Origin of the sequence: Sutterella wadsworthensis 2_1_59BFAA, from assembly GCF_000297775.1 — a bacterium.
GTDB lineage: Bacteria > Pseudomonadota > Gammaproteobacteria > Burkholderiales > Burkholderiaceae_F > Sutterella > Sutterella wadsworthensis_A.
Genome location: NZ_JH815513.1, coordinates 224,954 through 247,037, shown reverse-complemented (window position 1 = coordinate 247,037; position 22,084 = coordinate 224,954). Strand labels below are relative to the sequence as shown.

Annotated in this window: 32 protein-coding genes and 1 tRNA gene; 27 read left to right on the top strand and 6 right to left on the bottom strand. The window is 54.6% G+C overall.

Annotated elements, in window-relative coordinates:
- Nucleotides 1-5: 5 nt before the first annotated feature.
- The 17 genes from HMPREF9465_RS01055 (at nucleotide 6) to HMPREF9465_RS12090 (ending at nucleotide 11,169) form a co-directional block, all read left to right on the top strand.
- Nucleotides 6-230, top strand: coding sequence for a tail protein X (locus HMPREF9465_RS01055; RefSeq protein ID WP_005433272.1), 225 nt, complete (start codon nucleotides 6-8; stop codon nucleotides 228-230).
- A complete protein-coding gene (locus tag HMPREF9465_RS12115) occupies nucleotides 227-1,375 on the top strand; it encodes a phage late control D family protein (protein WP_005433271.1) in 1,149 nt (382 codons plus the stop codon). Before HMPREF9465_RS01055 ends, HMPREF9465_RS12115 begins: the two co-directional genes overlap by 4 nt.
- A 12-nt stretch (nucleotides 1,376-1,387) precedes the next feature.
- Nucleotides 1,388-2,092 carry a phage baseplate assembly protein V gene (locus HMPREF9465_RS12110; RefSeq protein WP_005433270.1) on the top strand — a complete coding sequence of 235 codons (705 nt, stop codon included), beginning with the start codon at nucleotides 1,388-1,390 and terminating at the stop codon, nucleotides 2,090-2,092.
- A gap of 15 nt (nucleotides 2,093-2,107) precedes the next feature.
- Nucleotides 2,108-2,509 (top strand): phage tail protein, encoded by a 402-nt coding sequence (locus tag HMPREF9465_RS01040; RefSeq protein ID WP_005433269.1) that lies wholly within the window; start codon nucleotides 2,108-2,110, stop codon nucleotides 2,507-2,509.
- Nucleotides 2,510-2,836 carry a GPW/gp25 family protein gene (locus HMPREF9465_RS01035; protein WP_005433268.1) on the top strand — a complete coding sequence of 109 codons (327 nt, stop codon included), beginning with the start codon at nucleotides 2,510-2,512 and terminating at the stop codon, nucleotides 2,834-2,836.
- On the top strand, nucleotides 2,837-3,973 hold the full coding sequence (locus HMPREF9465_RS01030; RefSeq protein WP_005433267.1) for a baseplate assembly protein: 1,137 nt from the start codon (nucleotides 2,837-2,839) through the stop codon (nucleotides 3,971-3,973).
- The gene (locus HMPREF9465_RS01025; protein WP_005433266.1) at nucleotides 3,966-4,634 is read left to right on the top strand and encodes a phage tail protein I; all 669 of its coding nucleotides are present in this window, start codon (nucleotides 3,966-3,968) and stop codon (nucleotides 4,632-4,634) included. Before HMPREF9465_RS01030 ends, HMPREF9465_RS01025 begins: the two co-directional genes overlap by 8 nt.
- 12 nt (nucleotides 4,635-4,646) lie before the next feature.
- Nucleotides 4,647-5,714 (top strand): phage tail protein, encoded by a 1,068-nt coding sequence (locus HMPREF9465_RS12105; RefSeq protein WP_005433265.1) that lies wholly within the window; start codon nucleotides 4,647-4,649, stop codon nucleotides 5,712-5,714.
- Entirely contained in the window at nucleotides 5,714-6,616 is a 903-nt protein-coding gene (locus HMPREF9465_RS12100) for a gp53-like domain-containing protein (protein ID WP_005433264.1), read from the top strand. Before HMPREF9465_RS12105 ends, HMPREF9465_RS12100 begins: the two co-directional genes overlap by 1 nt.
- A gap of 14 nt (nucleotides 6,617-6,630) precedes the next feature.
- The gene (locus HMPREF9465_RS01010; RefSeq protein ID WP_005433263.1) at nucleotides 6,631-6,999 is read left to right on the top strand and encodes a hypothetical protein; all 369 of its coding nucleotides are present in this window, start codon (nucleotides 6,631-6,633) and stop codon (nucleotides 6,997-6,999) included.
- Between the two features lie 13 nt (nucleotides 7,000-7,012).
- On the top strand, nucleotides 7,013-7,378 hold the full coding sequence (locus HMPREF9465_RS01005; RefSeq protein ID WP_005433262.1) for a hypothetical protein: 366 nt from the start codon (nucleotides 7,013-7,015) through the stop codon (nucleotides 7,376-7,378).
- 234 nt (nucleotides 7,379-7,612) lie between these two features.
- On the top strand, nucleotides 7,613-8,470 hold the full coding sequence (locus tag HMPREF9465_RS00995; RefSeq protein WP_005433260.1) for a hypothetical protein: 858 nt from the start codon (nucleotides 7,613-7,615) through the stop codon (nucleotides 8,468-8,470).
- A 12-nt stretch (nucleotides 8,471-8,482) separates the two neighbouring features.
- Entirely contained in the window at nucleotides 8,483-8,695 is a 213-nt protein-coding gene (locus HMPREF9465_RS00990) for a hypothetical protein (RefSeq protein ID WP_005433259.1), read from the top strand.
- On the top strand, nucleotides 8,695-9,654 hold the full coding sequence (locus HMPREF9465_RS12095) for a pyocin knob domain-containing protein (protein WP_005433258.1): 960 nt from the start codon (nucleotides 8,695-8,697) through the stop codon (nucleotides 9,652-9,654). Before HMPREF9465_RS00990 ends, HMPREF9465_RS12095 begins: the two co-directional genes overlap by 1 nt.
- 11 nt (nucleotides 9,655-9,665) lie before the next feature.
- Complete coding sequence (locus tag HMPREF9465_RS13040) at nucleotides 9,666-10,274, top strand: hypothetical protein (RefSeq protein ID WP_147645196.1); 609 nt, start codon at nucleotides 9,666-9,668, stop codon at nucleotides 10,272-10,274.
- Nucleotides 10,271-10,708 (top strand): hypothetical protein, encoded by a 438-nt coding sequence (locus tag HMPREF9465_RS13035; protein WP_147645195.1) that lies wholly within the window; start codon nucleotides 10,271-10,273, stop codon nucleotides 10,706-10,708. The genes HMPREF9465_RS13040 and HMPREF9465_RS13035 overlap by 4 nt, the downstream gene beginning before the upstream one ends.
- Nucleotides 10,709-10,725: 17 nt before the next feature.
- Complete coding sequence (locus tag HMPREF9465_RS12090) at nucleotides 10,726-11,169, top strand: DUF4376 domain-containing protein (RefSeq protein WP_005433254.1); 444 nt, start codon at nucleotides 10,726-10,728, stop codon at nucleotides 11,167-11,169.
- Nucleotides 11,170-11,200: 31 nt separating this feature from the next.
- On the opposite strand, the gene HMPREF9465_RS13990 is transcribed toward HMPREF9465_RS12090, so the two are convergent.
- Nucleotides 11,201-11,989: a glycosyltransferase family 32 protein gene (locus HMPREF9465_RS13990; RefSeq protein ID WP_005433246.1), complete on the bottom strand. Its 789-nt coding sequence runs from the start codon at nucleotides 11,987-11,989 to the stop codon at nucleotides 11,201-11,203.
- 98 nt (nucleotides 11,990-12,087) lie between these two features.
- On the opposite strand from HMPREF9465_RS13990, the gene HMPREF9465_RS00975 reads away from it, so the two are divergent.
- The 4 genes from HMPREF9465_RS00975 to HMPREF9465_RS00960 all read left to right on the top strand — a co-directional run bounded on the left by HMPREF9465_RS00975 (nucleotide 12,088) and on the right by HMPREF9465_RS00960 (nucleotide 14,798).
- Nucleotides 12,088-12,288 (top strand): hypothetical protein, encoded by a 201-nt coding sequence (locus tag HMPREF9465_RS00975; RefSeq protein ID WP_038006043.1) that lies wholly within the window; start codon nucleotides 12,088-12,090, stop codon nucleotides 12,286-12,288.
- 173 nt (nucleotides 12,289-12,461) lie between these two features.
- Nucleotides 12,462-13,658: a tail fiber domain-containing protein gene (locus HMPREF9465_RS12085; protein ID WP_147645194.1), complete on the top strand. Its 1,197-nt coding sequence runs from the start codon at nucleotides 12,462-12,464 to the stop codon at nucleotides 13,656-13,658.
- A gap of 151 nt (nucleotides 13,659-13,809) precedes the next feature.
- Entirely contained in the window at nucleotides 13,810-14,256 is a 447-nt protein-coding gene (locus HMPREF9465_RS00965; protein WP_196793838.1) for a phage holin family protein, read from the top strand.
- A complete protein-coding gene (locus HMPREF9465_RS00960) occupies nucleotides 14,253-14,798 on the top strand; it encodes an N-acetylmuramoyl-L-alanine amidase (protein WP_005433238.1) in 546 nt (181 codons plus the stop codon). The genes HMPREF9465_RS00965 and HMPREF9465_RS00960 overlap by 4 nt, the downstream gene beginning before the upstream one ends.
- A gap of 344 nt (nucleotides 14,799-15,142) precedes the next feature.
- Here the strand turns inward: HMPREF9465_RS00960 and HMPREF9465_RS00955 are convergent, their stop codons facing one another.
- Both HMPREF9465_RS00955 and HMPREF9465_RS00950 read right to left on the bottom strand, forming a co-directional pair.
- Nucleotides 15,143-16,237, bottom strand: coding sequence for a tyrosine-type recombinase/integrase (locus HMPREF9465_RS00955; RefSeq protein WP_005433236.1), 1,095 nt, complete (start codon nucleotides 16,235-16,237; stop codon nucleotides 15,143-15,145).
- The gene (locus tag HMPREF9465_RS00950; RefSeq protein WP_005433234.1) at nucleotides 16,230-16,547 is read right to left on the bottom strand and encodes a helix-turn-helix domain-containing protein; all 318 of its coding nucleotides are present in this window, start codon (nucleotides 16,545-16,547) and stop codon (nucleotides 16,230-16,232) included. Before HMPREF9465_RS00950 ends, HMPREF9465_RS00955 begins: the two co-directional genes overlap by 8 nt.
- A gap of 403 nt (nucleotides 16,548-16,950) precedes the next feature.
- On the opposite strand from HMPREF9465_RS00950, the gene HMPREF9465_RS00945 reads away from it, so the two are divergent.
- The 4 genes from HMPREF9465_RS00945 (at nucleotide 16,951) to HMPREF9465_RS00930 (ending at nucleotide 19,007) form a co-directional block, all read left to right on the top strand.
- Entirely contained in the window at nucleotides 16,951-17,172 is a 222-nt protein-coding gene (locus tag HMPREF9465_RS00945; RefSeq protein ID WP_038006040.1) for a helix-turn-helix transcriptional regulator, read from the top strand.
- A gap of 70 nt (nucleotides 17,173-17,242) precedes the next feature.
- Entirely contained in the window at nucleotides 17,243-17,743 is a 501-nt protein-coding gene (locus HMPREF9465_RS12080) for a hypothetical protein (protein ID WP_147645193.1), read from the top strand.
- Between the two features lie 18 nt (nucleotides 17,744-17,761).
- Nucleotides 17,762-18,550, top strand: a complete 789-nt coding sequence (locus HMPREF9465_RS00935; RefSeq protein ID WP_005433228.1) for an ATP-binding protein — start codon at nucleotides 17,762-17,764, stop codon at nucleotides 18,548-18,550.
- A gap of 46 nt (nucleotides 18,551-18,596) precedes the next feature.
- Nucleotides 18,597-19,007: a hypothetical protein gene (locus tag HMPREF9465_RS00930; protein WP_147645192.1), complete on the top strand. Its 411-nt coding sequence runs from the start codon at nucleotides 18,597-18,599 to the stop codon at nucleotides 19,005-19,007.
- Between the two features lie 48 nt (nucleotides 19,008-19,055).
- Here HMPREF9465_RS00930 and HMPREF9465_RS00925 read toward each other — a convergent pair whose 3' ends face one another.
- The 3 genes from HMPREF9465_RS00925 to HMPREF9465_RS00915 all read right to left on the bottom strand — a co-directional run bounded on the left by HMPREF9465_RS00925 (nucleotide 19,056) and on the right by HMPREF9465_RS00915 (nucleotide 20,819).
- Nucleotides 19,056-19,253: a hypothetical protein gene (locus HMPREF9465_RS00925; protein WP_005433226.1), complete on the bottom strand. Its 198-nt coding sequence runs from the start codon at nucleotides 19,251-19,253 to the stop codon at nucleotides 19,056-19,058.
- A gap of 97 nt (nucleotides 19,254-19,350) precedes the next feature.
- A complete protein-coding gene (locus HMPREF9465_RS00920) occupies nucleotides 19,351-20,511 on the bottom strand; it encodes a tyrosine-type recombinase/integrase (protein WP_038006037.1) in 1,161 nt (386 codons plus the stop codon).
- Between the two features lie 217 nt (nucleotides 20,512-20,728).
- Nucleotides 20,729-20,819, bottom strand: a tRNA-Ser gene (locus HMPREF9465_RS00915).
- 110 nt (nucleotides 20,820-20,929) lie between these two features.
- Here HMPREF9465_RS00915 and HMPREF9465_RS00910 point away from each other — a divergent pair.
- Entirely contained in the window at nucleotides 20,930-21,382 is a 453-nt protein-coding gene (locus HMPREF9465_RS00910) for a DUF1178 family protein (protein ID WP_005433225.1), read from the top strand.
- Nucleotides 21,383-21,460: 78 nt separating this feature from the next.
- On the top strand, nucleotides 21,461-22,027 hold the full coding sequence (locus HMPREF9465_RS00905) for a hypothetical protein (RefSeq protein ID WP_005433223.1): 567 nt from the start codon (nucleotides 21,461-21,463) through the stop codon (nucleotides 22,025-22,027).
- Nucleotides 22,028-22,084 lie beyond the last annotated feature (57 nt).

Below are 22,084 nucleotides of genomic sequence, written 5' to 3'. Positions count from 1 at the left end.
GGAACGTGAAAACGTATGAGACCCGCGCGATGGATACCTGGGACATCATTGCCAAGCGAGTCTATGGCTCCGAGGCGTTGATGGACAAGTTGATTCGCGCGAACCTACAGCACCGGAAGACGGTGTTCTTCAGCGCAGGCGTTGTGCTCAATGTGCCGGACATTGACACTGACTCGATGGAGTTTGCAGAGAACCTGCCGCCTTGGAAGCGTCCGGAGGGAACGCGATGAGTGGACCTATCCAGACGTATCTGAGGCTCCTCTTCACCGAAGCCGGCACTTCGGTGACGCAGGACATCCTGCCTGATCTCCTTTCCTTTTCATACGACGACAAGGAAACGAATGAGGCGGACGAAATAAGCATTACTTTGAAGGACCCGACTGGAAAGTGGGCAAGCAAATGGAAACCGGACGGCGGTGAAGTCGTCCGAGCTTACATCGCATCCGGGACGGTTGATGGGAAGAAGGGGCGCGAGCTTTTCTGCGGGAAGTTCTTCGTGGATTCGCTCCGAACCAGTGGCTCGCCTCGTGTCTTCGAGATGCGGGCTGTGTCGATCCCGATGAACACTCCGATCCGACGCAAGATGGTGACGAAGGCCTGGGAGAAAAAGACGCTCAAGGGCATTGCTCAGGAGATCGCGGCGGCCGCGAAAGTCAAGCTCCTCTTTGATTCTAAGGAGGACCCTAGCTACGACCGCCAAGACCAGAAAGCCGAAAGCAACCTGAAGTTTCTCTCGCGACTATGTGAAGACGCCGGGCTTTCGATCAAGGTGACGGACTCGCAGATCGTGATCTTTGACCAGGCTTCCTATGAAAAGAAGAAGCCTGTAAAAACACTAACGCTGGGCGTTTCGGACATTCTTTCGTGGGACTTCGAGTCGCAACAGTCTGAGACGTACAAGAGCTGCACGATTTCGTACCGCAACCCGAAGGAGAAGAAAAAGGGAAGCTCAGGAAGCTATGTCACTGGAGACTTCGGCGACATTGACAAAAAGGCGGTCGCTGTGGCTTCCGACGGAGATTACGACATCAATGCTGACCCGAAAAAGAAGGTCAACCCGGCTGTAATGACGTACACGTACACGGACCCTGATGCTGAAGAGAACGGGCAGGAGTATCAAGTCAAAAAGCGAGCGTCATCCCTTAATGAAGCTAAACGCATTGCGAAAGCCACGTTGCGGAAGCTCAACCTTCGCAGCGTAACGGGAAGTCTTTCGCTGGTTGGGGACACAACGCTTGTGGCAGGTGTCGTTGTTGAGCTCAAAGGGTTCGGCAGCTTTGATGGTCGGTTCTACATTGAGTCGGCCTCGCACTCTGTTTCAACGAGCGGATATGTGACAAGTATCTCTGTCCGGCGCGTGAACAGTAACTATTAAGGAGGTGGCCTCATGCCACTGTTTGAACAACAGTCCCTTCCCGATCTGATCAAAATCGGGGAGGTCAGTAGCGTTGACCCTGAAAAATGCACGGCCAGAGTGGTGTTCGATGACGAAGACTCGCTAGTGTCTTACGACCTTCAGATTCTGCAACGTAATACCTATGAGAACCAGGATTATCAGATGGTCCATCCGGGTGAGGACGTTGTCTGCCTCTTCTTGGGACCGGGGCAGGAAGACGGCTTCATCATCGGCTCGCTATATGCAGGGGAGATTAAACCGCCAGAGGCGTCGCTTGACAGGCGAACTGTCGTCTTTAGCGACGACACGCGCGTCTGCTACGACCGTCAGGAGCACAAGCTCACTGTGACGATCGAAGGCACAGAGATTGTTTTCGATAGGCAGGACGGCTCCATCACGGTGCCGAACGCTGTGACGATCAACTGCACAACTGCGACGGTCAAGGCGTCGTCGAGCGTAACGCTTGACACGCCGAAGACCGATGTAACCGGTGTTTTGAATGTGACAGGACTCATCACCGGGAAGGGCGGCCTCGCTGTTAGCGGTGGCGGCGGTGCGGCCGTGACGGTATCCGGAAACATGAATCTGGAAGGTCAGATCGATGCGACGAGCGATGTTGTCGCAGGCGGCATCAGCCTCATGAACCACACTCATAAAGAACAAGGCGACGGTTCTCCGACGAGTCCGCCGCTGTAAGGAGGCGAGAAGATAATGGGCCTGGGATTTTCGGCAGTTGGTCTTTTCGGCAAGCTGCCTTTTTTATGTAGTAGCGCAGTGACCTTTACGTTCAAGGACTTATCGGTTTCGCGTAGCACTCGGTGGGCGACGCACGAGATTATCGGAAAGAAGCCGGTGCTTGAGTACATCGGCCCAGGGCTTACAGAGGTCAGCTTCAACATTCAGTTGAATTCGATGCTCGGGACTCCGCCTTTGGCAGCGCTCATTCAGCTCAAGAAAATGCTCGAGAAGAAACAGGCAGAGCGTTTGCTCATCGGACCTGACTATCTCGGAAAGTTCGTCATCGAATCAATAGGTGAAGAGCGCAAGTATCACAACAACCTGGGCATCTGCGTCTCTGCAGAGGTCAGCATCACGTTAAAGGAGGCGGCATAAATGGCGCAATACACAGTAACGCTGTCCAGTCAAGTCGACTTCGCGCCGCCCGACGAGGTGCGTGAGATTCTGCAGAACGTGAGGACGATCCTCAGCACACGCAAAGGCTCCGTGCCTCTGGACCGAGACTTCGGCCTTACGTGGGCGCACGTAGATAAGCCCCTGCCAGTCGCAAAGATGTTGATGCGGTCTGAAGTGATCGATGCGATAGAAGAGTACGAGCCGAGGGCAACGGTCGTTTCTGTCGACTTTGACGAAGATACGGCGAGCGCGATGGACGGTATTTTGAAGCCGCGTGTTGTCGTCCAGATTGGAGGAGATGAGTAAATGGCAGAAGTACTACCCAGATGGGGATTGCCAGACGTCGAATTTTTGGAGACGGACGCCGAGACCATCAAGGCTGAGATCATTACTGGTTATGAGCAGGCAAGTGGTCGTACCCTTGCAGCAGGGGACCCTGTTCGCCTCTACCTGTTGAGCCTCGCTGCCGTCATCATTCAACAGCGCACAGCTGTGAATCTTGCGGCGCAGCAGAACCTCTTATCGATGGCTCAGGGCGAATATCTCGATGCGCTAGGCACGCTTTTGAGCGTTACGCGTCTTGCCGAAAGCAAGGCCGTCACGACGATCAAATTCACGCTTTCGCAGGCTCTGGCGACGGTCTACACGATTCCCGCAGGAACCGAGGTGACGAACGGCGTTGTGACTTTCGCGACGGACCATGAGCTCAATATTGAGAAAGGTAAGCTCGAAGGGAGCGTCACGGCATCCTGCACCGTTGCAGGGACGGTCGGCAACGACTACCTTGCCGGGCAGGTCAACACCATCGTCAAGCCGATGACGTTCGTTGCAAAGGCTGAAAACACGACCATTTCGACTGGCGGATCGGAAGCTGAAAGCGACGAGTCCCTTGCAGAACGCATTCGACTCGCACCGAACAGCTTTTCGGTTGCGGGGCCTGAGAAGGCGTACATCTACCACGCAAAGAGCGTGTCGAGCTCCGTGCTTGACGTGTCCGTTACTTCCCCGACACCTGGCGAGGTCGATGTCTATGTGCTTCTTGCTGGCGGCGAATTGCCGTCTCAGGAAACGTTGGAGCAAATCGCGGCGTACTTGAGCGATGAAACGATCCGCCCGTTGACGGACTTCGTGAAGGTGCTCGCACCAAAGGCCGTGAATTACGACCTCGAGCTTCACTACTGGATCAGTCGAGAGGACAGTTCTCGTGCTGAACAGATCAAGGCTGATGTCGAAAAGGCGGTCGAAAAATATCGCGTGTGGCAGCAGGGGAAAATCGGTCGCGACATTCTCCCCGCAAGGCTCATTCAGTACGTCATGCAGGCGGGAGCTTCGCGGATCGATAACCCGACGATGAAGCCAGTTGACTTCCAGAAGCTCGAAAGCGACCAGGTCGCGCAATGCACTGGCGTGAAGATCGTTTACGAGGGCTACAAGGATGAGTAAAGAGCTCTCGGATGTAAGGCTGAGCGACTTACTTCCGGACTCAATCGCTCAAGACGACAACGTAAGACACAGCGCGGAGGCGCTCGATAAACAGTTGCTTGACATGACGTCGGCGGTTGATCTTCCGTCGATTTACGTCAGCATTGACAAACTCACAAGCACTCAGCTCGATCACGTTGCCTATGGATGGGACGCGAGCGTCTGGCGCGATTCGTGGCCCGTCTCGATGAAGCGCAGCGTGCTCAAGAACGTCGTGCGAGAGAAGCGAAAGAAGGGCACGCTCCGGGCTGTGAAGGATGCCGTTGCGTCGATCGGTTCGGCAGCAACCATCAAAGAGTGGTGGCAGCAGGAGCCGAAGGGCACCCCTCACACTTTCGAGATTCAGGCGACGCTCGGCAACATCGAGGGCACGCTCGACTCGGAGATGCAGGAGGACCTTTTCGCGCTCATCGACGACGCGAAGCCTGTCCGCTCGCACTACACCTTCGTGCTTGTGCGACAGCTTCAGGGCGGCATGGGGGTGGATGGCTATCTGCGCCCGGTTGCCTATTCACGCATTCGAAGCGAAGCGGTGGAGAGTGCTGACGTTGACGCCGTTGCGGGTGTTTTTGTTGCGGCTCGACCTATCGCCATGCGCTCGCTTGTCGGGCTCGCAAAGTAAGGAGGAATTCTCATGGACATCGTTTTGACGACGGTCGGCATTCAAGCCGTCATCAACGCACAAGAGACCGGGACCAACGCAGTCACCATTTCTGAGATCGGTGTTGGGACCGGCAAATATACAGCCAACAAAGAGCAGACACAGCTACAAACACAAGTCAAGCGCCTGCCGATTCTTGAGGGTGGGCAAGCAGGAGACAATGCGATTCACGTCGCATGCAAGGACGACGGGCCGGGCGCGTACGAGGTGTGCGAGTTCGGCCTTTTTCTTTCTGACGGGACGCTATTCGCTGTCTATTCGCAGAGCACGGCGATCGTGACGAAGCAGACGGAGACGTCTCTTCTTCTGGCTATCGACGTGAAGCTCGAAGGCGTCAATGCACAGAACATTTCGTTCGGTGACGTGACCTTCTCTTTCACTGCCGCAACGTCTGAGAACGCAGGGATCGTCGAACTTGCAACGGATGAAGAGACAAGGGCGGGAACCGACAGACAACGCGCCGTGACGCCTGCAAGCCTGAAGACCTTGACTTCCACCTCAGAACGTGCGGGTCTCATCCGCACAGCAACGGAAGCCGAAGCGAAGGAAGGCAAGGACGGTGTGGCTCTGACCCCAGCAAGCCTGAAAGGCGCTGCGGCTTCCGAGGCGGAAACCGTCGAAGGAAAGTCGGGAACGCTCTACGTGACGCCTCTCGGACTTCGAGCCTTGAAGGCTACGACCGGACGAAACGGTCTGGTCGAACTGTCGACAGAGGACGAAGCGAAGGCTGGTACGGATAAAGAGCGGGCTGTGACGCCTGCGGGTGTGAAGGCCGTTGTGGATGCGGCTACGCCCGAAACGAGCGAAGCAGCGCCTGGGTTAATTCAGATCGCTTCCGAGGTTGAGGCAACGACAGGGCTTGTCTCAACGAAAGCCATGACGCCGCTCACAACGAAGGCTGTTCTCGACAATCGAATCGCGACCGTCGAAGAAACGCAAGTGGGCACGTCAAACACGAAATTCATCACGCCTGCGACGCTCAAAGCGGTCGTTGATGCGGCTGTGGCGGCCGCACTGGCGAAGCAAGGAGGTGCTAAGTAATGGCGACCACCAATTCGATTCTGATCACTGACGCGGGGCTCGCCGAGGTTGTCAATGCGGAGCAGTCGGGGACAGCGCCCGTCGTCATCACTGAGGTGGGCTACGGCACGGGACAGTACACGCCGACCGGTGGCATGACGGCTTTGAAGGAAGAGTTCAAGCGCCTCACGACAATCGCAGGCGGTGCGGTCGGCGACAACGTCATCCATCTTCAGGCTCGCGACGATTCAGCTGACGCCTACACGGTCTATGAGGTCGGTCTCTACACGGCAAGCGGCACGCTCTTCGCGGTTTGTTCGCAGACCGTTCCGATCATCCAGAAGGCTTCGCAGTCTCAAGCGCTTCTTGCGATTGACCTTGCGGTGACGGACTTCTCGGCGGATTCGGTCGCGTTCGGCGATACGAACTTCCTGAATCCACCGGCGACGACCACGACTCTGGGTGTCGTTGAACTTGCAACGAACGAAGAAACGATTGCAGGAACAGATGGGACGCGTGCTGTCACGCCGAAGAGCCTGAGTGCTCGAACGTCTACGGAAAGCCGCACCGGTTTGATCCGCATTGCGGTGCCTGCGGAAGTGCTTGCTGGCAAGGACAACACAAAGGCTGTGACGCCGTTTGGCTTGCTGTCTGCTTTTTTGAAGGATCACAGCGACAGTGGATTCCAGAAGTTGCCGAACGGTTTGATTGTGCAGTGGGGTAAGGCTTCAATTGCCGCCGATGGTTCGACCGTCGTTGCCTTCCCTGTTGCTTTTCCGACAAGCGCTGTTTTCGCGAATGCTGCGCCTACTGGTGACGTTGCTGCGGACTTTGTCGCCACAGGGTTTACGAAGGGGAACGCGACCTTCAAACACAACGCGAATGGAAAGGTCTCGGCGCTCTGGATGGCGCTCGGATTCTGAAAGGAGAGGACAGGATGGCTTACTACTACAGCGCGTCTCAACGCGCTTTTTACTGCACGGAGATTGTATCGGTGGACATTATGCCTGCCGACAAGGTTGCCGTGACAGACGAAAGCTACAAGGCTCTGATGGCCGCCCAGGATGCGGGGAAGTTGATCCGACCTGGTGCAGGCGGAGCTCCCGAAGCCGTCGATCAGACGGGCGCTGCTGCAACTGGCATCGTCCACGAACTGACGGCTGCAACTGCTGACAAGTTGGGCCACATCAAGATCGGCAAGAACGTCGATGTTGAGGCTGACGGAACGATCTCGGTCAATCTCTCGAAGGACGTTGGCGATCAAAGGGACCGCGCTCCTGAAAAGCCCGATTACGGCCTGAGTTGAGGGAGGTGGAAACATGGCAGCGGTCAAAAATTTCACGCTTGACCAAGGCTCAGATAAGACGGTTTCTTTCGTTCTGAGCGACAAGAACGGTCCGCTTGACCTGACTGGATATTCAGCCGCCATGCAGTTGCGCAGGTACGCATTCAGCGAGGAAGCAATTGACACGCTGACGACGTGTAATGGTCGTCTTCTGCTCGATGAGTCGGCGGGAAAGGTCACAGCGAAATTCAATCATGAAAACACCGAAAGGTACCCGGGCGACACGGTGCTTTACGACTTGGAGCTTCAGTCTCCGGACGGCGAAATTACGCGTGTTGTTGAAGGAAAAATCAAGGTCTCACCGGAGGTGACACGTGTTAAATGCGCGCACAAGGCGTGAGCTCGCAATCACTGCGCAAATCACGTCAGAAGAAGAAATTCAAGTCGATGCGAATTGTCAGGACATCGTTCCACAAGTTGTGACTGTTGAGGTTCCGGGTATTCAGGGGCCGCCCGGGAAGGACGGTGCGCCCGGGAAGGACGGAGAGGACGGCCAGGATGGCACCTCTTTCGTCGAAAGCATCGACAACTCTTTCATTGACAATCTTTTTTAATTGTAAAGGGAGTGAGAAAAATGAGTGCTTTGAATGCTTTTTTAGACAAGCAAGGCTTGACTCATTACGACAGCAAATTGAAGACGGTTGTTGCCGGATCGATGACAATCGAGGGACGTACCATCACCTTGAAGAGCGTTTCAGGCGCAACGATCGCTACGGTGACGATGCCGCAGACGATCTATGAGCTTGCAACGGCTCAGAAAGACGGTCTGATGAGCAAAGAAGACTTCGCCAAGTTGCAAGGTATCGCGGCTCAGGCGACGAAGGTCGAAAACTCTGAAACGAACGGGAACATCCAGATCAATGACGTGGAGACGCCCGTTTATGTCCATCCGACCGTGACGGCAGGTTCTCTTGCGTCTGGGCTCTACAAAATCACGACCGACGGCAATGGACACGTTACCCTCGGTACGAAGGTTGTCAAGGGCGACATCACGGCACTCGGTATTCCGGCGCAGGACACGACGTATGGCCCGGCCACGGCTGATGCTGCGGGGCTGATGTCTGCTGCCGACTTCACAAAATTGCAAGGAGTCGCTGTGGGAGCTCAGGTCAACGTACTCGAAAAAGTGAGCGTCAACGGCGGTGCTCTGCCGGTCAGTTCGAAGGGCGTCAATATCGATCTCACGCCGTACGCTCTAAAAACGGACATTGCGAGCGCCGTGAACTACAGGGGCTCCGTTGAAAACTATGCAGCTCTGCCGACCGAGGGTGTGAAGGCAGGCGATATGTACAACGTTGAGACCGCCGACCCTGCGCATCAAATCGACGCAGGGATGAATGTCGTCTGGAACGGCGAAAGTTGGGACGCGATGGCTCCGATGATCACGATGACTGGCATTACGAACGAAGAGATCGACGCCCTCTTCGCGTAAGGGGGTGTGCTCATGGCTAACAGTTTTCTCGACTTAATCGGGCTCGCCCATTTCAAAGCGAAGCTTGAGAAGAGCCTTAGCGATGAGTATGCGAAGAAAGCCGAGGTCGTCACCAAGGAGGAGGCCTCGGCCTTCGCAAGGCTCAAGACATGCAGCGAGATCCGAGACCGAGCACCGTCAAAGCCGGACTACGGCTTATCAAAAACAAAGGAGGGGGCTGAATAATGGCTCTGAAAGAACAAGACATCGTCTTTACGACGACGGATGAAGCAGGCAACACCGTCATCCAGATGCCGATTACTCGTGTAGAAAATGTCGAAGACGCCGTTCGGACCGTGAACAGTATCAAGCCCGACAGCAATGGCGACATTCATATCGATGTTGACATGAGTCATCTGGCGACAAAAGATGAACTGACAAAGGGGTTGGCGAATAAGCGAGATCACACGATCCAGATCGCCAACGCGGACTTGAACACGCTGCTTGAGGACAAAACATGGGCCTGCAGTGGGACGCTGAAAAACACGCCGATCCCTTGCACTTTCTGCATTGTGCAAGCCTACGACACGGGTGCTCCTGTCAGCGGGAACATCGTGCAGGTCTGCTACATCCCGAATCAGACGAACAACACGGTTCGAGCTTTCTGGCGCAACTGCCTCAATGGGGCGGCCTTCGGAGCATGGTCGGAATCAGGAGCTGTGAAGACGGTCAATAGCATTGCTCCGGACGATGCGGGGAACGTCAATGTTCCGAACGCTACGACGAGTAAATTTGGTCTTGTGCGCCTTGCTGCCGAAGAGGACGTTTTGAACGAAGCTCCCCAGACGGCGGTCTGCACTCAGCTGATCTACGAAATCAACGAGTTCAGACGCAAGTCAACGGCGTACCAAGTCGGCGACAAGGTGGACTGCGCCTTCCAGTACGAGCGCTTCCTCGAATGCACGAAGGCGGGGAAGACGAGCGCGGAGCTGCTTGATACGCGAAATGTCACGCATGGTCATGTCATTGCGGACGGCATGGTTGAATGGACCGTTCGTACTCATGTTCGAAGCGTGAATGGGAACGTCGCCGGCGCGGACGGTAATGTTCTGGTTGATGTTGGGGTGAAGACGGTCAACGGGAATCGGCCGGACGGAAGCGGGAATGTTTCCATTCAGGCTGGTATTGAATTAGTGAGGTGGTAACGGTGTATATCGTGAAAGATAAGACGCTAGGCGACTGCGTTTTCGCGAACGGCTTTACTCGAAAATATTTTAAGACGATTACCGTTAGCGGCGAACGCGAGTGGGAAAACCCCGCGATTTCAGAATTGGGAACGATCGGGGGCAGTACGTTCGCCTGTGCTGCTACTGGAGACAGAGGCAATAACGGCATAAATGTGGCGTTTGATAAAAACCAAAGCACATCATATTTCAACCGTTGCGGAAGCGGCGCAGGTATAGACTATCTGACTATTACAATGTATAACCCTGTTGCAATTAGGGTTAGGTCGATAGAAATCGTTCCGGCTTACTACAGCTTAAACAAAGGCATCCTCCAATATTCCGACAACGGGAGCACGTGGACTGACATTAAAGCCGTTACAAAAGGGCAAAACGATGTTCCCGATGTTGGTTTGCACAAATATTGGAAGATCAGAGCTATAGAAGGCGTCTACAGTGGGGGCTTTAGAAACGTGCAGGTCTCCGAAATCTACCTCCGAGGATTTGAGCCTTACACCTATCAAAAAGAGGTAGAGGCAACGGCGGACGACTATGACCGTTACGAAGACCATTTAAACATTTTGCGAGGTGAAATAAAATGAGCGTGAAGAAAATTCACCTATTCCCGTCAGAGGAAAGCTACGTGGCCAATAGTGGTAGCGTTGAGGCTGATGATGTGGCTTTGGTGCCGTTAGTGCTGGCACCTGTCGCGAAGTCGGGGAGCTTTAACGATTTGAACAACCGTCCGCAAGCCTACATCACGGAAGCTTGGCGAAGTGGGACAGCTTGGCATCGAGTTTGGTCTAATGGGTGGATTGAGCAAGGGGGGCACGGGACTGGTAGTAGTTGTACTTTTAGTAAATCGTTCTCGAATAAAAATTATTCCTTTGTGGTAAACGCTTCAAACGATTACACGTCACATCCCGATTATCTGGCTGCGTATGAAAAAAGGGGAAGTAGAACGACTTCCAGTACTGGTATTACGACGTATTCAGGTGGCGCTGATGGCTGGGATTGGTACGCATGCGGAAATTAATAGAAGGAGCAATGAACATGGGCTTTGAAATTGGACAAATCTTTGATGGCGAATATCCGCCCGAGTGCGCCGTTTGGTGCAATAGGCACGGCGACCGATGGATCAAAGAAATTGAACCGCTCGAAGGCGTGCGTCGTTTTCAGATCGTAAAGTCGCCGGAGCCGACGCCCGAAGAAATCGCCGCGCAGGAACTTGAACAGGCAAAGATCGAACGCGCGGCGGCTGTGGCGGCAATCAAAGTCGAGGTCGACGGCATGATCTTCGACGGAGATGAGGAATCTCAGCAACGCCTCACGCGAGCGATCCAGGTCGCAGAGATCACGGGCATGGAGTCGACGCAGTGGGTGCTTGCTGACAACACCGTCGCTACGATCACGGTCGAGCAGGCAAAGCAGGCGCTCGCAAAAGCAATGCTCGCTATGGGCGAACTGTGGACGAAGCCTTATGAGCTGAGATCGTGAGCACGCCAACATGGCCGCGAGTACTAATGGCTTATTTCCAGGAGCCTCTGTAATGATGTATGACCCGAGTGTTCTCTGTGATGGTTTGGGGCACAAACAAATCTCGAGGCAGGATCACTGTGCCATCCGATAGCGTTAATCGCTTTCCGTTCAGCCGTGATCCATAAATGATTCTTGTTAATTTGGATATGAAGCGCACGTTGGCCGTAAGTCGATATGCTGACCTCAAGCGAATGAATTTGTAGAAATCAAGAAGCGTCCCGATATATGGGTGATTTGGTTTTGCTCCAAATGTGCTTATGGAAATTTGGCATGGCGCTTCGTAGCTTGCAAAGCAATCCAAGGATAAAAGGTCATCAAAAGCATCCGGCCTAATGACCTCGTTATTCGTGTCCATGTAAAGGCCGCCGTACTTGTAAACGGCATGCAGTCTTGCAACATCGGAAACGAAAGCGTAGATGCCCTTGTTATATGCGTCTACGGCATAGGGGTAAGATTCAATAGGAAAATTGTTTTCATCCCACCTAACGATTTCATAATCTGGTAAGAGACGACGCCACGTATCGATGTTTTTTTGTCGATGCTCAGGGATTCGACCTCCACCAAACCAAGCAAAATGAATGGTTTTTGGGATTTGCCTTGATGGGATGTAATCTCGTTTTATAGGGCTGAATTTTCGACGTAGGAAAAATTCAGCCAAGTCCAAGTGAAGGAAACTGTTAACGATGAAATTCGGCGTAGGGGGGGGGTAACATCTTGAAACACTTTTGATTTGGCTACAAAACAGCTCACGGCCGTCGAAACCATGAGCGGGATTCATATCCGTAACTTTATCACACCGCCTTCTGGCGGTTTTTTTATATGTGGAATTTTATTGTCAAGGCGCTGAAAGATGCGCTAAAGGAAAAGGTGACTGAAATGACAAAGCGAGAAGTGAAGGAGCTGCTCGACAAGCTCGGCGTCAAGGTCGAGGAAGTGACGGACGAGATCGTCGCCAAGGTGCAGGCTCAGAAGGCGCTGCTCGATGCTGAGACGCGACGCAAGACGCGCCTCTTCTGGGGACCTGTCGGCTTCATTGCCGGGGTTCTCGCTTCGTGGCTATACAGCGTCCTCTTCTGAGGATAGATGCAACGAGCTGTGAGAATCGGCGCGATGTGACTAAGGGCATGCTACTGTGTGCTCATGGCCGGGGGACTGTCCCTCGGCCTTTTTTATAAGGAAAGCCATTGTTTTATTACGGCTTCATTAACGACCAGAGCATTTGCACTGGCACGTACGGTTTCCCGACAGAGGTGACCATTCCTAACTACATCTACATCGGAACGACTGACGACAAGACCGTCATCGGTAAGAAGTGGACGGGCAACGGCTGGGTTGAAGTGATCTACTTCTTCTACGCTCAGCTCAACGAAAAGGACCTCTGTATCGGCGTGCAGGAGTATCCGACCGAGGTGATCGATGCGCGTTTGATTCGAATCGAAACGCTCGACGAATCTCTCATCGGCTTCTGGTACGACCGTTCGGATTCGACTTTCAAGCCGGCTCCGATCCGCGTGCTCGCAGATCACTCCACCGACGTTGTGAACTATCGCGACGAAGACCGTTGGCTTTCGGACGTGCTTGACGAAAAGGCAAACAGCCTCACGATCTACAGCAAGACCGAAGCGGACGCTCGCTTTGCCCTCAAGGGCGAAGGCGGCTCTGGTGGAACCCCGGGCGCTGACGGCGCTGATGGTTTGAGCGCTTACGAGGTGGCTGTCGCCAACGGCTTCATTGGTAGCGAGGTTGAATGGCTCGAGAGCCTTGTGGGTGAACCTGGCCTGCCTGGCAAGGACGGCGTTGATGGCAAGGACGGCATCGACGGTGCTCGCGGTGAGCAGGGCCTCCCGGGCAAGGATGGTCTTCCCGGCGCTGAAGGTGCGCCCGGTAAGGACGGCGCTCCTGGTAAGGATGGACTTCCTGGTCGAGATGGCGAACGCGGTCCGCAGGGCTATCCGGGTGCCGATGGTCGCGATGGAACGAATGGCCGAGATGGTCAGGACGGCCAGGATTTCGGTGGTTCTGTAGCTTCTGACGTTATTCGCCTCAACGGGACTCAGGCGCTCTTCAAAACGTCGTCCATGATGACGCTCGCGACGAACAGCCTTGAGACGATGATTGCCGGTTCGAAAATCTACTCGAAGACGGCCATCAGCGTTTCGTCGGACGTTCGACTCAAGGAAGGAATTGCGAAGGTCGATGCCGATCGAGCGATTGCGTTCATTCGCAAGCTCCCAGTTGTCACCTATTCCTACCTCGGCGAGGAAGACGGTCAGAAGCACATGGGGCTCATCGCGCAGCAGGTCCAGAATGCGGACCCGCAGATTGCGAAGCTCTTTGTCAGCAAGTCGTCTGAGGGCTATCTGGCGGTGGACTATGCTTCGCTCGTTTGTCCGTTGATCCTCGCGGTTCAGCGACTTTCGGAAGAGGTTGAGCGACTTAAAAGATAAGGCTTAAAGCTCCATAACAGGGGGACGGGAAACCGTCCCCTTTTTTTACGCCTGTAGTGATGGCAGGCGTGTCAGGGCTAGGGATTTTGACGGTCGTTGAATATGGTGAAGGGGAGAACAAACAAGGAGGTGATTTATGGAGAGAGGGTTTGTGCAGACGTTCATCGACTACATGTCGTTGCTCGTACCTGCTAAAGGGGAGGCGTATTTGATGCTCGCTTCAGGGGCTGTCGGAAGCGCACTGGCTTGGGCGCTAGGAGGTATTGACCTGCAGTTGCAGTGGCTGTTGATGTTCGTCGCCGTGGACTACGTGACGGGGACCATCGCTGCAGGAAAGACCGGCGAGTGGAACAGCCGTGTCGGCTTTCGAGGGCTTTTCAAAAAGGTTTTCATTTTCGTCGTCGTGATGCTTTCGCATGGGCTTGACGTAATCGCAGGCACAGACATGCTGCGCAACGCGGCTATTGCGGCTTACGCCGTTAATGAACTCGGCAGCACGCTTGAGAATCTTGACCGCCTTGGCTTTGGCGGCATGATCCCAGGCTTTCTGCATCGAGCGATTAAGGAAATTAAGAGTAGGGAGGTTGTCAAGAAATGAGTAAGAAACTGACTATCGTGCTGGACCCGGGGCACGGAGGTACTGATCCGGGGGCTGTGAATGGTCGCTACAAAGAGGCTGAAGCGGCCTTGGGTATCGCAAACAAAATTGCGGACAAACTAAAGGCGAAAGGGCATCGCGTCGTGCTCACTCGAACGAAGGATCAGGCGCTTCTGCTTCAACAGCGATGCGACATTTCGAACGCTGCCAAGTCGGACGCGTTCATTTCGATCCACTGCAATAGCGCCGAGAACAAGGACGCAAGCGGAATCGAGACGTTCAAATATCCGGGTGTTGGAGGCGTGACGAAACGCCTTGCCGAAAACATCCAGAACGGTCTGGCTTCAAGCTTTCCTGAAGAAAAAGACCGAGGTGTCAAGGAGGCGAAGTACTACGTGCTGAAGCACACGAACGCACCGGCCGCACTCGTGGAGGTCGGGTTCATCTCGCATGACGAGACAGCCGAGAAACTGTTCCGCTTCAGCTACCAAGACAAGCTCGCGAGAGTGATCGCCGAAGGTATCGAAAAAACTTTTTCTTGAACGGGATATCAAAAATTCTTGTTCGCTATTAGGGTTTACGATATACTGATTAGGCATGTACAAGCTCAGACAGAAAGTGACGCGTAAGTATCACGAAGTCTCGGAAACGCCGTCACACCGGGCTTTGTCCGCCCAATCAAGTTACTGTTGTAGTAAATTCTGTAGCGTCCTACAAGACACGAGAAAAGCCCCTGAAACCTACTTGCGGCGCGGTTTCTGGGGCTTTTTAACTTTCAGAGAATTACGGGGAAACGCCCTGTTTTAAAGTGCGTAAGTGACACGTAAGTTACACGACACGCCTAGAAAAAAGCCTTTCGGCTTGACTTTCCCAGTTCACTGAATTGTCACACTATGTTCACTTGCAATTTGTCGATTGCTTCAATCAGGTCGTTGATGTCCTTGTGCGTGTAGTGCTCTGTGACGTTCGAATTCGAGTGGCCGACGATCCTTTTCAGGACCACTGAGTTCGACGATACGCCGCAAGAATCCATCAGAGAGACGAACGTATGTCGGAGCGCATGAGGCGTGTGCGAGACGCCCAGGCTCTCCATATACGGGTCGAAAAAGTGCTTCTTGTACTGGTCGTACTTAATAGGCTTGCCGTTCGCGTTTTCGATCAGGTGCTCGCCATCGAGGCGCTTTGACAGGATTGGTGCAAGCTCTCGGTGGATCGGCACGATCCGGTCTGCGTTTTCGGTCTTTGTCCCGCGCACGTGGATGATGCGCTGCGCAAGGTCCACGTCTTCAGTCTTGACCCCGAGGAGCTCTCCTATCCGCATGCCGGTGTAAAGCATGATGAGCACCGTGTCCGCAAGCCGCAGCTCGGCGTAGGACTTTTTGCCGGTCGGGAATTGCACCGCGAAGTCTTGCGAGCCAAATACAATGCCGAGCTCCTCTGCCGTGAAGAACTTTTCCTTCGCGGCTTTTTTCTTTTTGGGCGGTGTGATCACCAGGAACTGTGAGTAGTCTTTCGTGACGACGTCGTTCTCTATGCAGTACTTGAACGCGTTCTTGAAGATCGATTTCACCTTGCCCTGGCTCTCCTCCGACATGTGATTCATGCCATCGAGGATGTCCTGCATGTGGACTTTCTTGATGTCGGCCATCTGCATGTCGTAGAGCGGTGCGCAGCGCTTGTAAGCTGACCTTAGCCCTGCAGCGCTGCTCGGGTACTTCTTGAAGTGCGGCGGCGTCCAGATGTCCCAGACCTCAGCAAAGGTGAGCGTCTTTCTTGTGAGGTCGATCGGGTTCTGGTGATACTCGGCCAAAGCGATCATCGCTTCTTTTCGGCTTGCGTAATAACCAAGTGTGGACGTGAGCTGCTTTGCCTTTCCCGTCTCTTCGTTGATCTCCCATCCGGTCGTGATGCGTACCCAGAAGGGGCGGCGACGGTTCCCGGAAAGCTTTGTGATGCCGCCCATGCCGTTCGCGTTACGCATCGCCTCCACGCCCTTTCTCTTGATACTCCCTCAAGAAATTCTCCATTCCAATGCGCTCGGTTTTCGATAGCTGCTTGAGGAAATCCGTCTGAACTGGCAGGCCTATCAGCAACGCAGGATTCACTCTCAGTTCGACGGCCATATCCCTGAGGATGTTTCGCTTGATGTTCGTGACCTTTCCGCTTTCCCATTTTTGGACCGCAGCGGCCTGCACGCCAAGTCGCTCACCGAGTTCTGCCTGCGTCAGATTTCGAAGCATCCTCGCGCGTTTGATGATGTAGCCTATTTCTTTGTCGGATAAATACTCCATTAAACCCTCTCCCTTTGTTGTATAAATATCCAATTTGGATATTTATATCTAATTTAGATCATTTAATTTATCAAAGCAAGAGGAACGATTAACTTCCAAAAATTCACTATTGAACTCAATTGTCTGATTTCGTACTATTTTTTTGAAAGGCAGTGAGAGGCACCGTGCGATCGTGCGCGATTTTTTTTAACCGCAACTGTCTAAAAAAGATGAAAAAGGAGATGTTTTCCATTGAGAAACCTAACGGTGAACGATGTCGCTAAGGCGCTCAATAAGTCGCCCCAGTACATACGAATCTGTCTGCAAAAGGGATTGCTTCCGTTTGGAACGGCTGCAAAGATGCCGGGGAGCAATCAGTGGTCTTATTGTATCTTCCCAAAGAAGTTCAAGGAATACGTTGGCGATGAAGCCGTTTGAGAGAGCTGCGTTGAAGAGGGCACGCAGGGAAGCGGGGTTCACGCAGGCGGAGCTGGCCGCGCTTGTCGGATGCGGACAGCAAACAGTCTCAAAACATGAGAGCGGTGCCGCGACACCGGCGCACTTCAAGACGTTGCGAGCGTATGAGGAAGTGCTCGGCGTTCCGGCTTGCGAGCTCTTTCCGGACGTTTTCGGGGCGGAGGAATGAAAAAGGCCCCGCCGTGACAGTTCGGCGAGGCTATCGAATGAAATGAGGGGAGGAATTCGCTATCTCTAGTATGACATCCCCCGAAGAAAAAGCAATAAGCCCAAACATGTCGGGCGTAAAGCACCATTTCAGCGTGTCGGTTGCCGTCGAGGTCGGCGTCAACGCAGCCGTCGTTTTGGAGAACATCGCGTTCTGGGTCCGAGCGAACAGGAAAGCAGGTCGTCACAAGCACGATGGCAAGCACTGGACCTATGGCAGCACGCGTCACTTTGCCGAGCTCTTCGACTATCTGAGCGAGAAGCAGGTGAGGGGCGCTCTGGATAAGTTGATAACCTGTGGATACGTGGAAACAGGGAACTTCAACCGATCGGCATATGACCGGACCAGGTGGTTCACTCTGACCGAAAAAGGCGAGCGCGCGACCCAGGAGCGGCAGTCCGAAAAGCCGACAAAGGCGAAAGGTGCAGCCGGTAATGGGCGACCTATACCAGATAAAAACAAGAAATCGAAAACGGGATATATGACAGATGCAACGCCCGGGCACTACCGCCGGGACCCGTTTGACTTTTGAGGGAAGGAATGAGAATGAATGGCTTTGAGGGAAGTCGATCTTTCGCACATTCGCAACGGGCGCACGAAGCCCGCAATCTGCACCACACATGGTGCATTTACGGACACGGGAGTAATGATCCGCGACCGGATCATCTGGATGGGCTGTGCGCAGTGTGCGCTTGAAGCCCGCGACCGTGAGAACGCCAGACTGGCGAAAGAGGCTACAAAGCGCAGCGAGGCGGTGAAGGCTTGTCGCATCATCGGTGACGCGGCCATACCGGCTCGATACAGAGGCCGCACGCTTGAAGGCTATGTCGTGTCGAACGGTGGCCAACGTGCCGCGCTTGAGGCTTCAAGGGAGTACTTGCAGACAATCTGCGAGAACGACGACAGTGGTGCAAACCTGCTTTTCTACGGCACGTCTGGAACGGGTAAGACGCACCTTGCCATAGGAATCGCGCAGGCGTTGATCGAGCACGGCGGCTCTGCGCTCTATACGCGAGCGTCTCGGATCGCTCAGCGAATCAAAGAGACCTACGGACGCCAGTCGGATCGAAACGAGCGCGAGGTGTACGAGTCCTTTGCTACGCCTGACCTTCTTGTCATAGATGAAGTCGGCAGGCAGTTCGGGACCGATGCCGAGAAGCTGATGCTTTTCGAGGTGATCAACTCACGCTACGAGGCGCTGAAGGCGACGATCGTCATCAGCAATCTCTCTGGTGAAGCCTTGATGGACTACTTGGGCGAGGCGGCGATGGACCGGCTTCGCGAAGGAGGCCGTTCTGTGCTCTTCGACTGGACGAGCTATCGACGCCGAGGATATTGAATTACACGAGACCCCTTCGCGGGTCTCTTTTTGCATGGAGGCTTCGATGAACTGGAAGCTTTTTGTGCCGCTCGGGCTGTTTGCTGCGGGCGCTGTCGGCGGGTACATGTACGCGTCGCACGAGTACGGCGAGGAGATCGCCAATGTCAAACTTCAGGCCGCGATTGTTCGCGCAAACGATGGGAGAAAGGCTTATGAAAAACTTGTTGCTGCGCAAAACGCGCTTGATGCTTCTCGGCGCGATGCTGTGCGCCTCTCTGACGACCTTGACCGGGTGCAGCGTGCCTACAAAGATCGTGAGCGACGAGCCTCTGCCGACGCCTGCCGAGTGGAACGAGCCGCAGTCTCCGCGTGCGAAAAGCTACTCCTTGAAGGCGCAGGCTTGGTTGAAGGAGGTGGACGCATACTTCAAGACGTATCCGCGATTCACGACGCCAGAGTAACCCTGAACAAATGACCCCCCGTCTGGATGTTCAAACGGGGGCTATGGCGTATCTGTTGGGGATTAGGCGCGGTCTTCAAGGCGGGCAGCGATTTCGTCGCGTTCGTCGCAAAGCGCCAGGAATGCCTTGACAAGGCTTCGCCATTCTACTTTTTTCCCGGCTGCGTAAGCGTCAGCAGCCTCGTCGCTCTTGAGATCGATGGCGAGTTCGAGCTGTTCTAGGGCTTTTTCGAGTTCGCGGCGGCTGGTGTTGTTCGTCATGATTGTCTCCGGTGTTTGTGTTTCGGTAAGGTCATGTTCGCTCTGCACATCGGAGACATCAAGTTGGAATTAAACTTTCTTGCTGTGAATCATTCTTTCATGTCGGCAGGATCGCGTCTGCCCACTGCTGCATGACTGGGCGACGTTGCTCAAGGAGGTCGGAGCGTTGGTAGGCTTGCACGACCTTGTCGCCCCGGACGTGCGCAAGTGCACGCTCTGCAAGGGCCTCATGTATGAAGTTCTCCTCGCACCAGTCTCGGAACGTTGATCTGAAGCCGTGCATCGTAAAGGCCTCACCGGTCGCCTTGCGGATAAAAGCCCGGGGGCTGTCGATGACCATTTCCTTACTTGATCGAGGCGCAGGGAAGAGAAGCTCAGACTTGTGTTCACAACGCTCGAGGACTGCTAGCGCCTGACGGGAAAGCGGAACACGGTGTTCAAGCCCGCACTTCATCCTGGAGGCGGGGATCGTCCAGATCGCGTGCTGGATGTCGATCTCGTCCCAACGTGCACACAGGAATTCCTGCACGCGTGTAGCTGTAAGAATGCCAAAAAGCACTGCGCGAGATACGACAGAAGTCTTTTTCGCCGTCTCCGGTGCAAAACTTTTCAGAATTTCAAGAGGCATTGCCTCATGGTGCTTGACTTCGTGGACTTTTGAGATCGGCGGCAGGAAGAAAGCTAGCCCGTCTTTCCAAGTGGCAGGGTTTGTTTGTATGAGTTCTTCAGCGATTGCTTGAGAGAAGAGACTTTCGAGGCGGCCTCGTAGGCGGCTGGCTGTCTCTGGCTTTTCTGTCCAGATCGGTTTGAGGACTTCGAGGATGTCTCCTCGCGTGATGTCCTTTACGCGAAGAGCACCGAGAACCGGGACGGCATAGGTTTCGATTGTGGACACCCACTGCGATGCGTGCTTTTCGTTTTTCCAGCGCTTGACGTTTTGAATGGTCGCGATTGCACCAGGATAGAACTCTTTGAAAGTGATGCTTTCTCGGGCGTCTTCTTCTGAAAGCTTTGATGATGACGGATCGATGCCGTCGGCCGCCATTGAGAGAATTTTTGCTGCCCGCGCTTTTGCAGACGTGATTGAAATGCGCGAGGCGCCACCGATCGACAAGTCTTTCCGTGTCCCCGCGAATCGGTAGCGGACAACCCACTGCCGGGAAGACTCAGAACGCACGAGAAGCATCAACCCACCGCCGAGCGAGTACCGGCCGGGTGGCAGCGTCATGAAATTTTTCGACGTGACTTGATCTTTCATATCTACCTTTGGGCGGTGAATCGCGTAAGACCCACCAGAGACCCACCGAAAAAAGACCCACCAAAAGACCCACCTCCACAGTCTATCGCATGGCGTAATATGTCGCAATCTGGCGGATTTTGGCGGAATCGACGAAAGTAGAATTCTGGAATGCGCTTGGTACTCAAGGTAAATAAAGAAAAACCCCGGAGCCTGAGAGGCTTCGGGGTCTGTGTTCTGGCGGAAGGGGAGGGATTCGAACCCTCGATACGGAATTTCCGTATGCCGCCTTTCCAGGGCGGTACATTCAACCACTCTGCCACCCTTCCAAGATGGAGCGAGCTGACGGTTTCGTCAGAGAGCGCAATTGTACAGTATATTTTTAAAGTCGTGTGAACTTTTTTCGGCTCCTGCCTCAAGGGCGTGCGGGAGGACGGTGATGGGAATCAAGATCTGCAACCTGTGCTGCGGTCACGGACATGTGTTCGAGGGATGGTTTCGCTCCGATGAGGAGCTGGAGGCGGACCTGAAGGAAGGCCGCATCGAGTGTCCCGTGTGCGGAGATCCGTGCGTTGCCAAGCGCCCGAGCGCTCCCAACTTTGTCAGAGTGCAGGGGACGACGAGGACGGACGTTGCGGCCGACGTCGCCGCCCGCGGCTGGGAGAGGGCCCGCGAAATGCAGGCGGACGCCATGAAGGTGCTGCGTGAGGCCGCCGCGATGGCCGAGGACGTCGGCGAGCGCTTTCCCGAAACTGTGAGAGACATTCATGACGGGCGCGCCGAGAGGCGCCTGGTGAAGGGCACCTGTTCGGGCGAGGAGGCTCAGGCGTTGCATGAGGAGGGCATTCCCGTGATGCCTCTCCCTGATGCGGTCTCTAGGCGGCTCAACTGAGCTCCTTTTCTGCAGCGCAGCGCGGCGTTGTACAATGCCGATACCCTTTCAAAACACTCTTTGACTTCGGAGACAGACATGCCCCAGCAAGCCCGTGACGCTGAATTCGCGCCTCACGCCGCCATCGACCTTCGCGACCAGAACAGCATGTTCCTTGCGCTCGAGGAGCTCGGAATCGCCTGCATGCAGGACGCCTGGATCCGCAGCAACGACCCCGGCCACAAGGATGCGGCCGCCGTCCACGAGCAGGCCGAGGAATTCCTCGCCGACATCCTGATGCTTCTTTCGACGGGCGGTGACGAGTCCCGCATCGTGCAGAACGGCTGGGCGGGCGCCGAGCTTGCGAAGCACCTGCGCACCTCGCTTCGTCAGGAACTTGCCGCCGAGACGGCCGCTCAGGGTCTTGAGGGCGGCACGGACGCCATGTCCGATGAGGCCGTGATCCGTCTTGCGCTCTCCTGCTATCTCAAGGACCTCGAGCTTCTGACGGCGCGCGATGCGCATGAGAAGATGCTCGGCCGCAAGATCGAGCCCAAGGAGTACATCGACTTCATGATCGGCTGGAGCGGTGTTTTCAGTGGTGCAAAGCCCTCTCTTGAGCTCCCGATGGCATTCATGATCTTCAAGGGTGCGCAAAAACACTGAGGAAAAAATCACGCGCACCATTTGCGCGCAAAACCTTGAAAACGATAGACTGACAGG

Coding starts and splice junctions, on each gene's coding strand:
- HMPREF9465_RS12115 (WP_005433271.1), top strand. CDS start 227: ATGAGTGGACCTATCCAGACGTATCTGAGGCTCCTCTTCACCGAAGCC.
- HMPREF9465_RS12110 (WP_005433270.1), top strand. CDS start 1,388: ATGCCACTGTTTGAACAACAGTCCCTTCCCGATCTGATCAAAATCGGG.
- HMPREF9465_RS01040 (WP_005433269.1), top strand. CDS start 2,108: ATGGGCCTGGGATTTTCGGCAGTTGGTCTTTTCGGCAAGCTGCCTTTT.
- HMPREF9465_RS01035 (WP_005433268.1), top strand. CDS start 2,510: ATGGCGCAATACACAGTAACGCTGTCCAGTCAAGTCGACTTCGCGCCG.
- HMPREF9465_RS01030 (WP_005433267.1), top strand. CDS start 2,837: ATGGCAGAAGTACTACCCAGATGGGGATTGCCAGACGTCGAATTTTTG.
- HMPREF9465_RS01025 (WP_005433266.1), top strand. CDS start 3,966: ATGAGTAAAGAGCTCTCGGATGTAAGGCTGAGCGACTTACTTCCGGAC.
- HMPREF9465_RS12105 (WP_005433265.1), top strand. CDS start 4,647: ATGGACATCGTTTTGACGACGGTCGGCATTCAAGCCGTCATCAACGCA.
- HMPREF9465_RS12100 (WP_005433264.1), top strand. CDS start 5,714: ATGGCGACCACCAATTCGATTCTGATCACTGACGCGGGGCTCGCCGAG.
- HMPREF9465_RS01010 (WP_005433263.1), top strand. CDS start 6,631: ATGGCTTACTACTACAGCGCGTCTCAACGCGCTTTTTACTGCACGGAG.
- HMPREF9465_RS01005 (WP_005433262.1), top strand. CDS start 7,013: ATGGCAGCGGTCAAAAATTTCACGCTTGACCAAGGCTCAGATAAGACG.
- HMPREF9465_RS00995 (WP_005433260.1), top strand. CDS start 7,613: ATGAGTGCTTTGAATGCTTTTTTAGACAAGCAAGGCTTGACTCATTAC.
- HMPREF9465_RS00990 (WP_005433259.1), top strand. CDS start 8,483: ATGGCTAACAGTTTTCTCGACTTAATCGGGCTCGCCCATTTCAAAGCG.
- HMPREF9465_RS12095 (WP_005433258.1), top strand. CDS start 8,695: ATGGCTCTGAAAGAACAAGACATCGTCTTTACGACGACGGATGAAGCA.
- HMPREF9465_RS13035 (WP_147645195.1), top strand. CDS start 10,271: ATGAGCGTGAAGAAAATTCACCTATTCCCGTCAGAGGAAAGCTACGTG.
- HMPREF9465_RS12090 (WP_005433254.1), top strand. CDS start 10,726: ATGGGCTTTGAAATTGGACAAATCTTTGATGGCGAATATCCGCCCGAG.
- HMPREF9465_RS13990 (WP_005433246.1), bottom strand. CDS start 11,989: ATGAATCCCGCTCATGGTTTCGACGGCCGTGAGCTGTTTTGTAGCCAA.
- HMPREF9465_RS00975 (WP_038006043.1), top strand. CDS start 12,088: ATGACAAAGCGAGAAGTGAAGGAGCTGCTCGACAAGCTCGGCGTCAAG.
- HMPREF9465_RS00960 (WP_005433238.1), top strand. CDS start 14,253: ATGAGTAAGAAACTGACTATCGTGCTGGACCCGGGGCACGGAGGTACT.
- HMPREF9465_RS00955 (WP_005433236.1), bottom strand. CDS start 16,237: ATGCGTAACGCGAACGGCATGGGCGGCATCACAAAGCTTTCCGGGAAC.
- HMPREF9465_RS00950 (WP_005433234.1), bottom strand. CDS start 16,547: ATGGAGTATTTATCCGACAAAGAAATAGGCTACATCATCAAACGCGCG.
- HMPREF9465_RS00945 (WP_038006040.1), top strand. CDS start 16,951: ATGAAGCCGTTTGAGAGAGCTGCGTTGAAGAGGGCACGCAGGGAAGCG.
- HMPREF9465_RS12080 (WP_147645193.1), top strand. CDS start 17,243: ATGACATCCCCCGAAGAAAAAGCAATAAGCCCAAACATGTCGGGCGTA.
- HMPREF9465_RS00935 (WP_005433228.1), top strand. CDS start 17,762: ATGGCTTTGAGGGAAGTCGATCTTTCGCACATTCGCAACGGGCGCACG.
- HMPREF9465_RS00930 (WP_147645192.1), top strand. CDS start 18,597: ATGAACTGGAAGCTTTTTGTGCCGCTCGGGCTGTTTGCTGCGGGCGCT.
- HMPREF9465_RS00925 (WP_005433226.1), bottom strand. CDS start 19,253: ATGACGAACAACACCAGCCGCCGCGAACTCGAAAAAGCCCTAGAACAG.
- HMPREF9465_RS00920 (WP_038006037.1), bottom strand. CDS start 20,511: ATGAAAGATCAAGTCACGTCGAAAAATTTCATGACGCTGCCACCCGGC.
- HMPREF9465_RS00910 (WP_005433225.1), top strand. CDS start 20,930: ATGGGAATCAAGATCTGCAACCTGTGCTGCGGTCACGGACATGTGTTC.
- HMPREF9465_RS00905 (WP_005433223.1), top strand. CDS start 21,461: ATGCCCCAGCAAGCCCGTGACGCTGAATTCGCGCCTCACGCCGCCATC.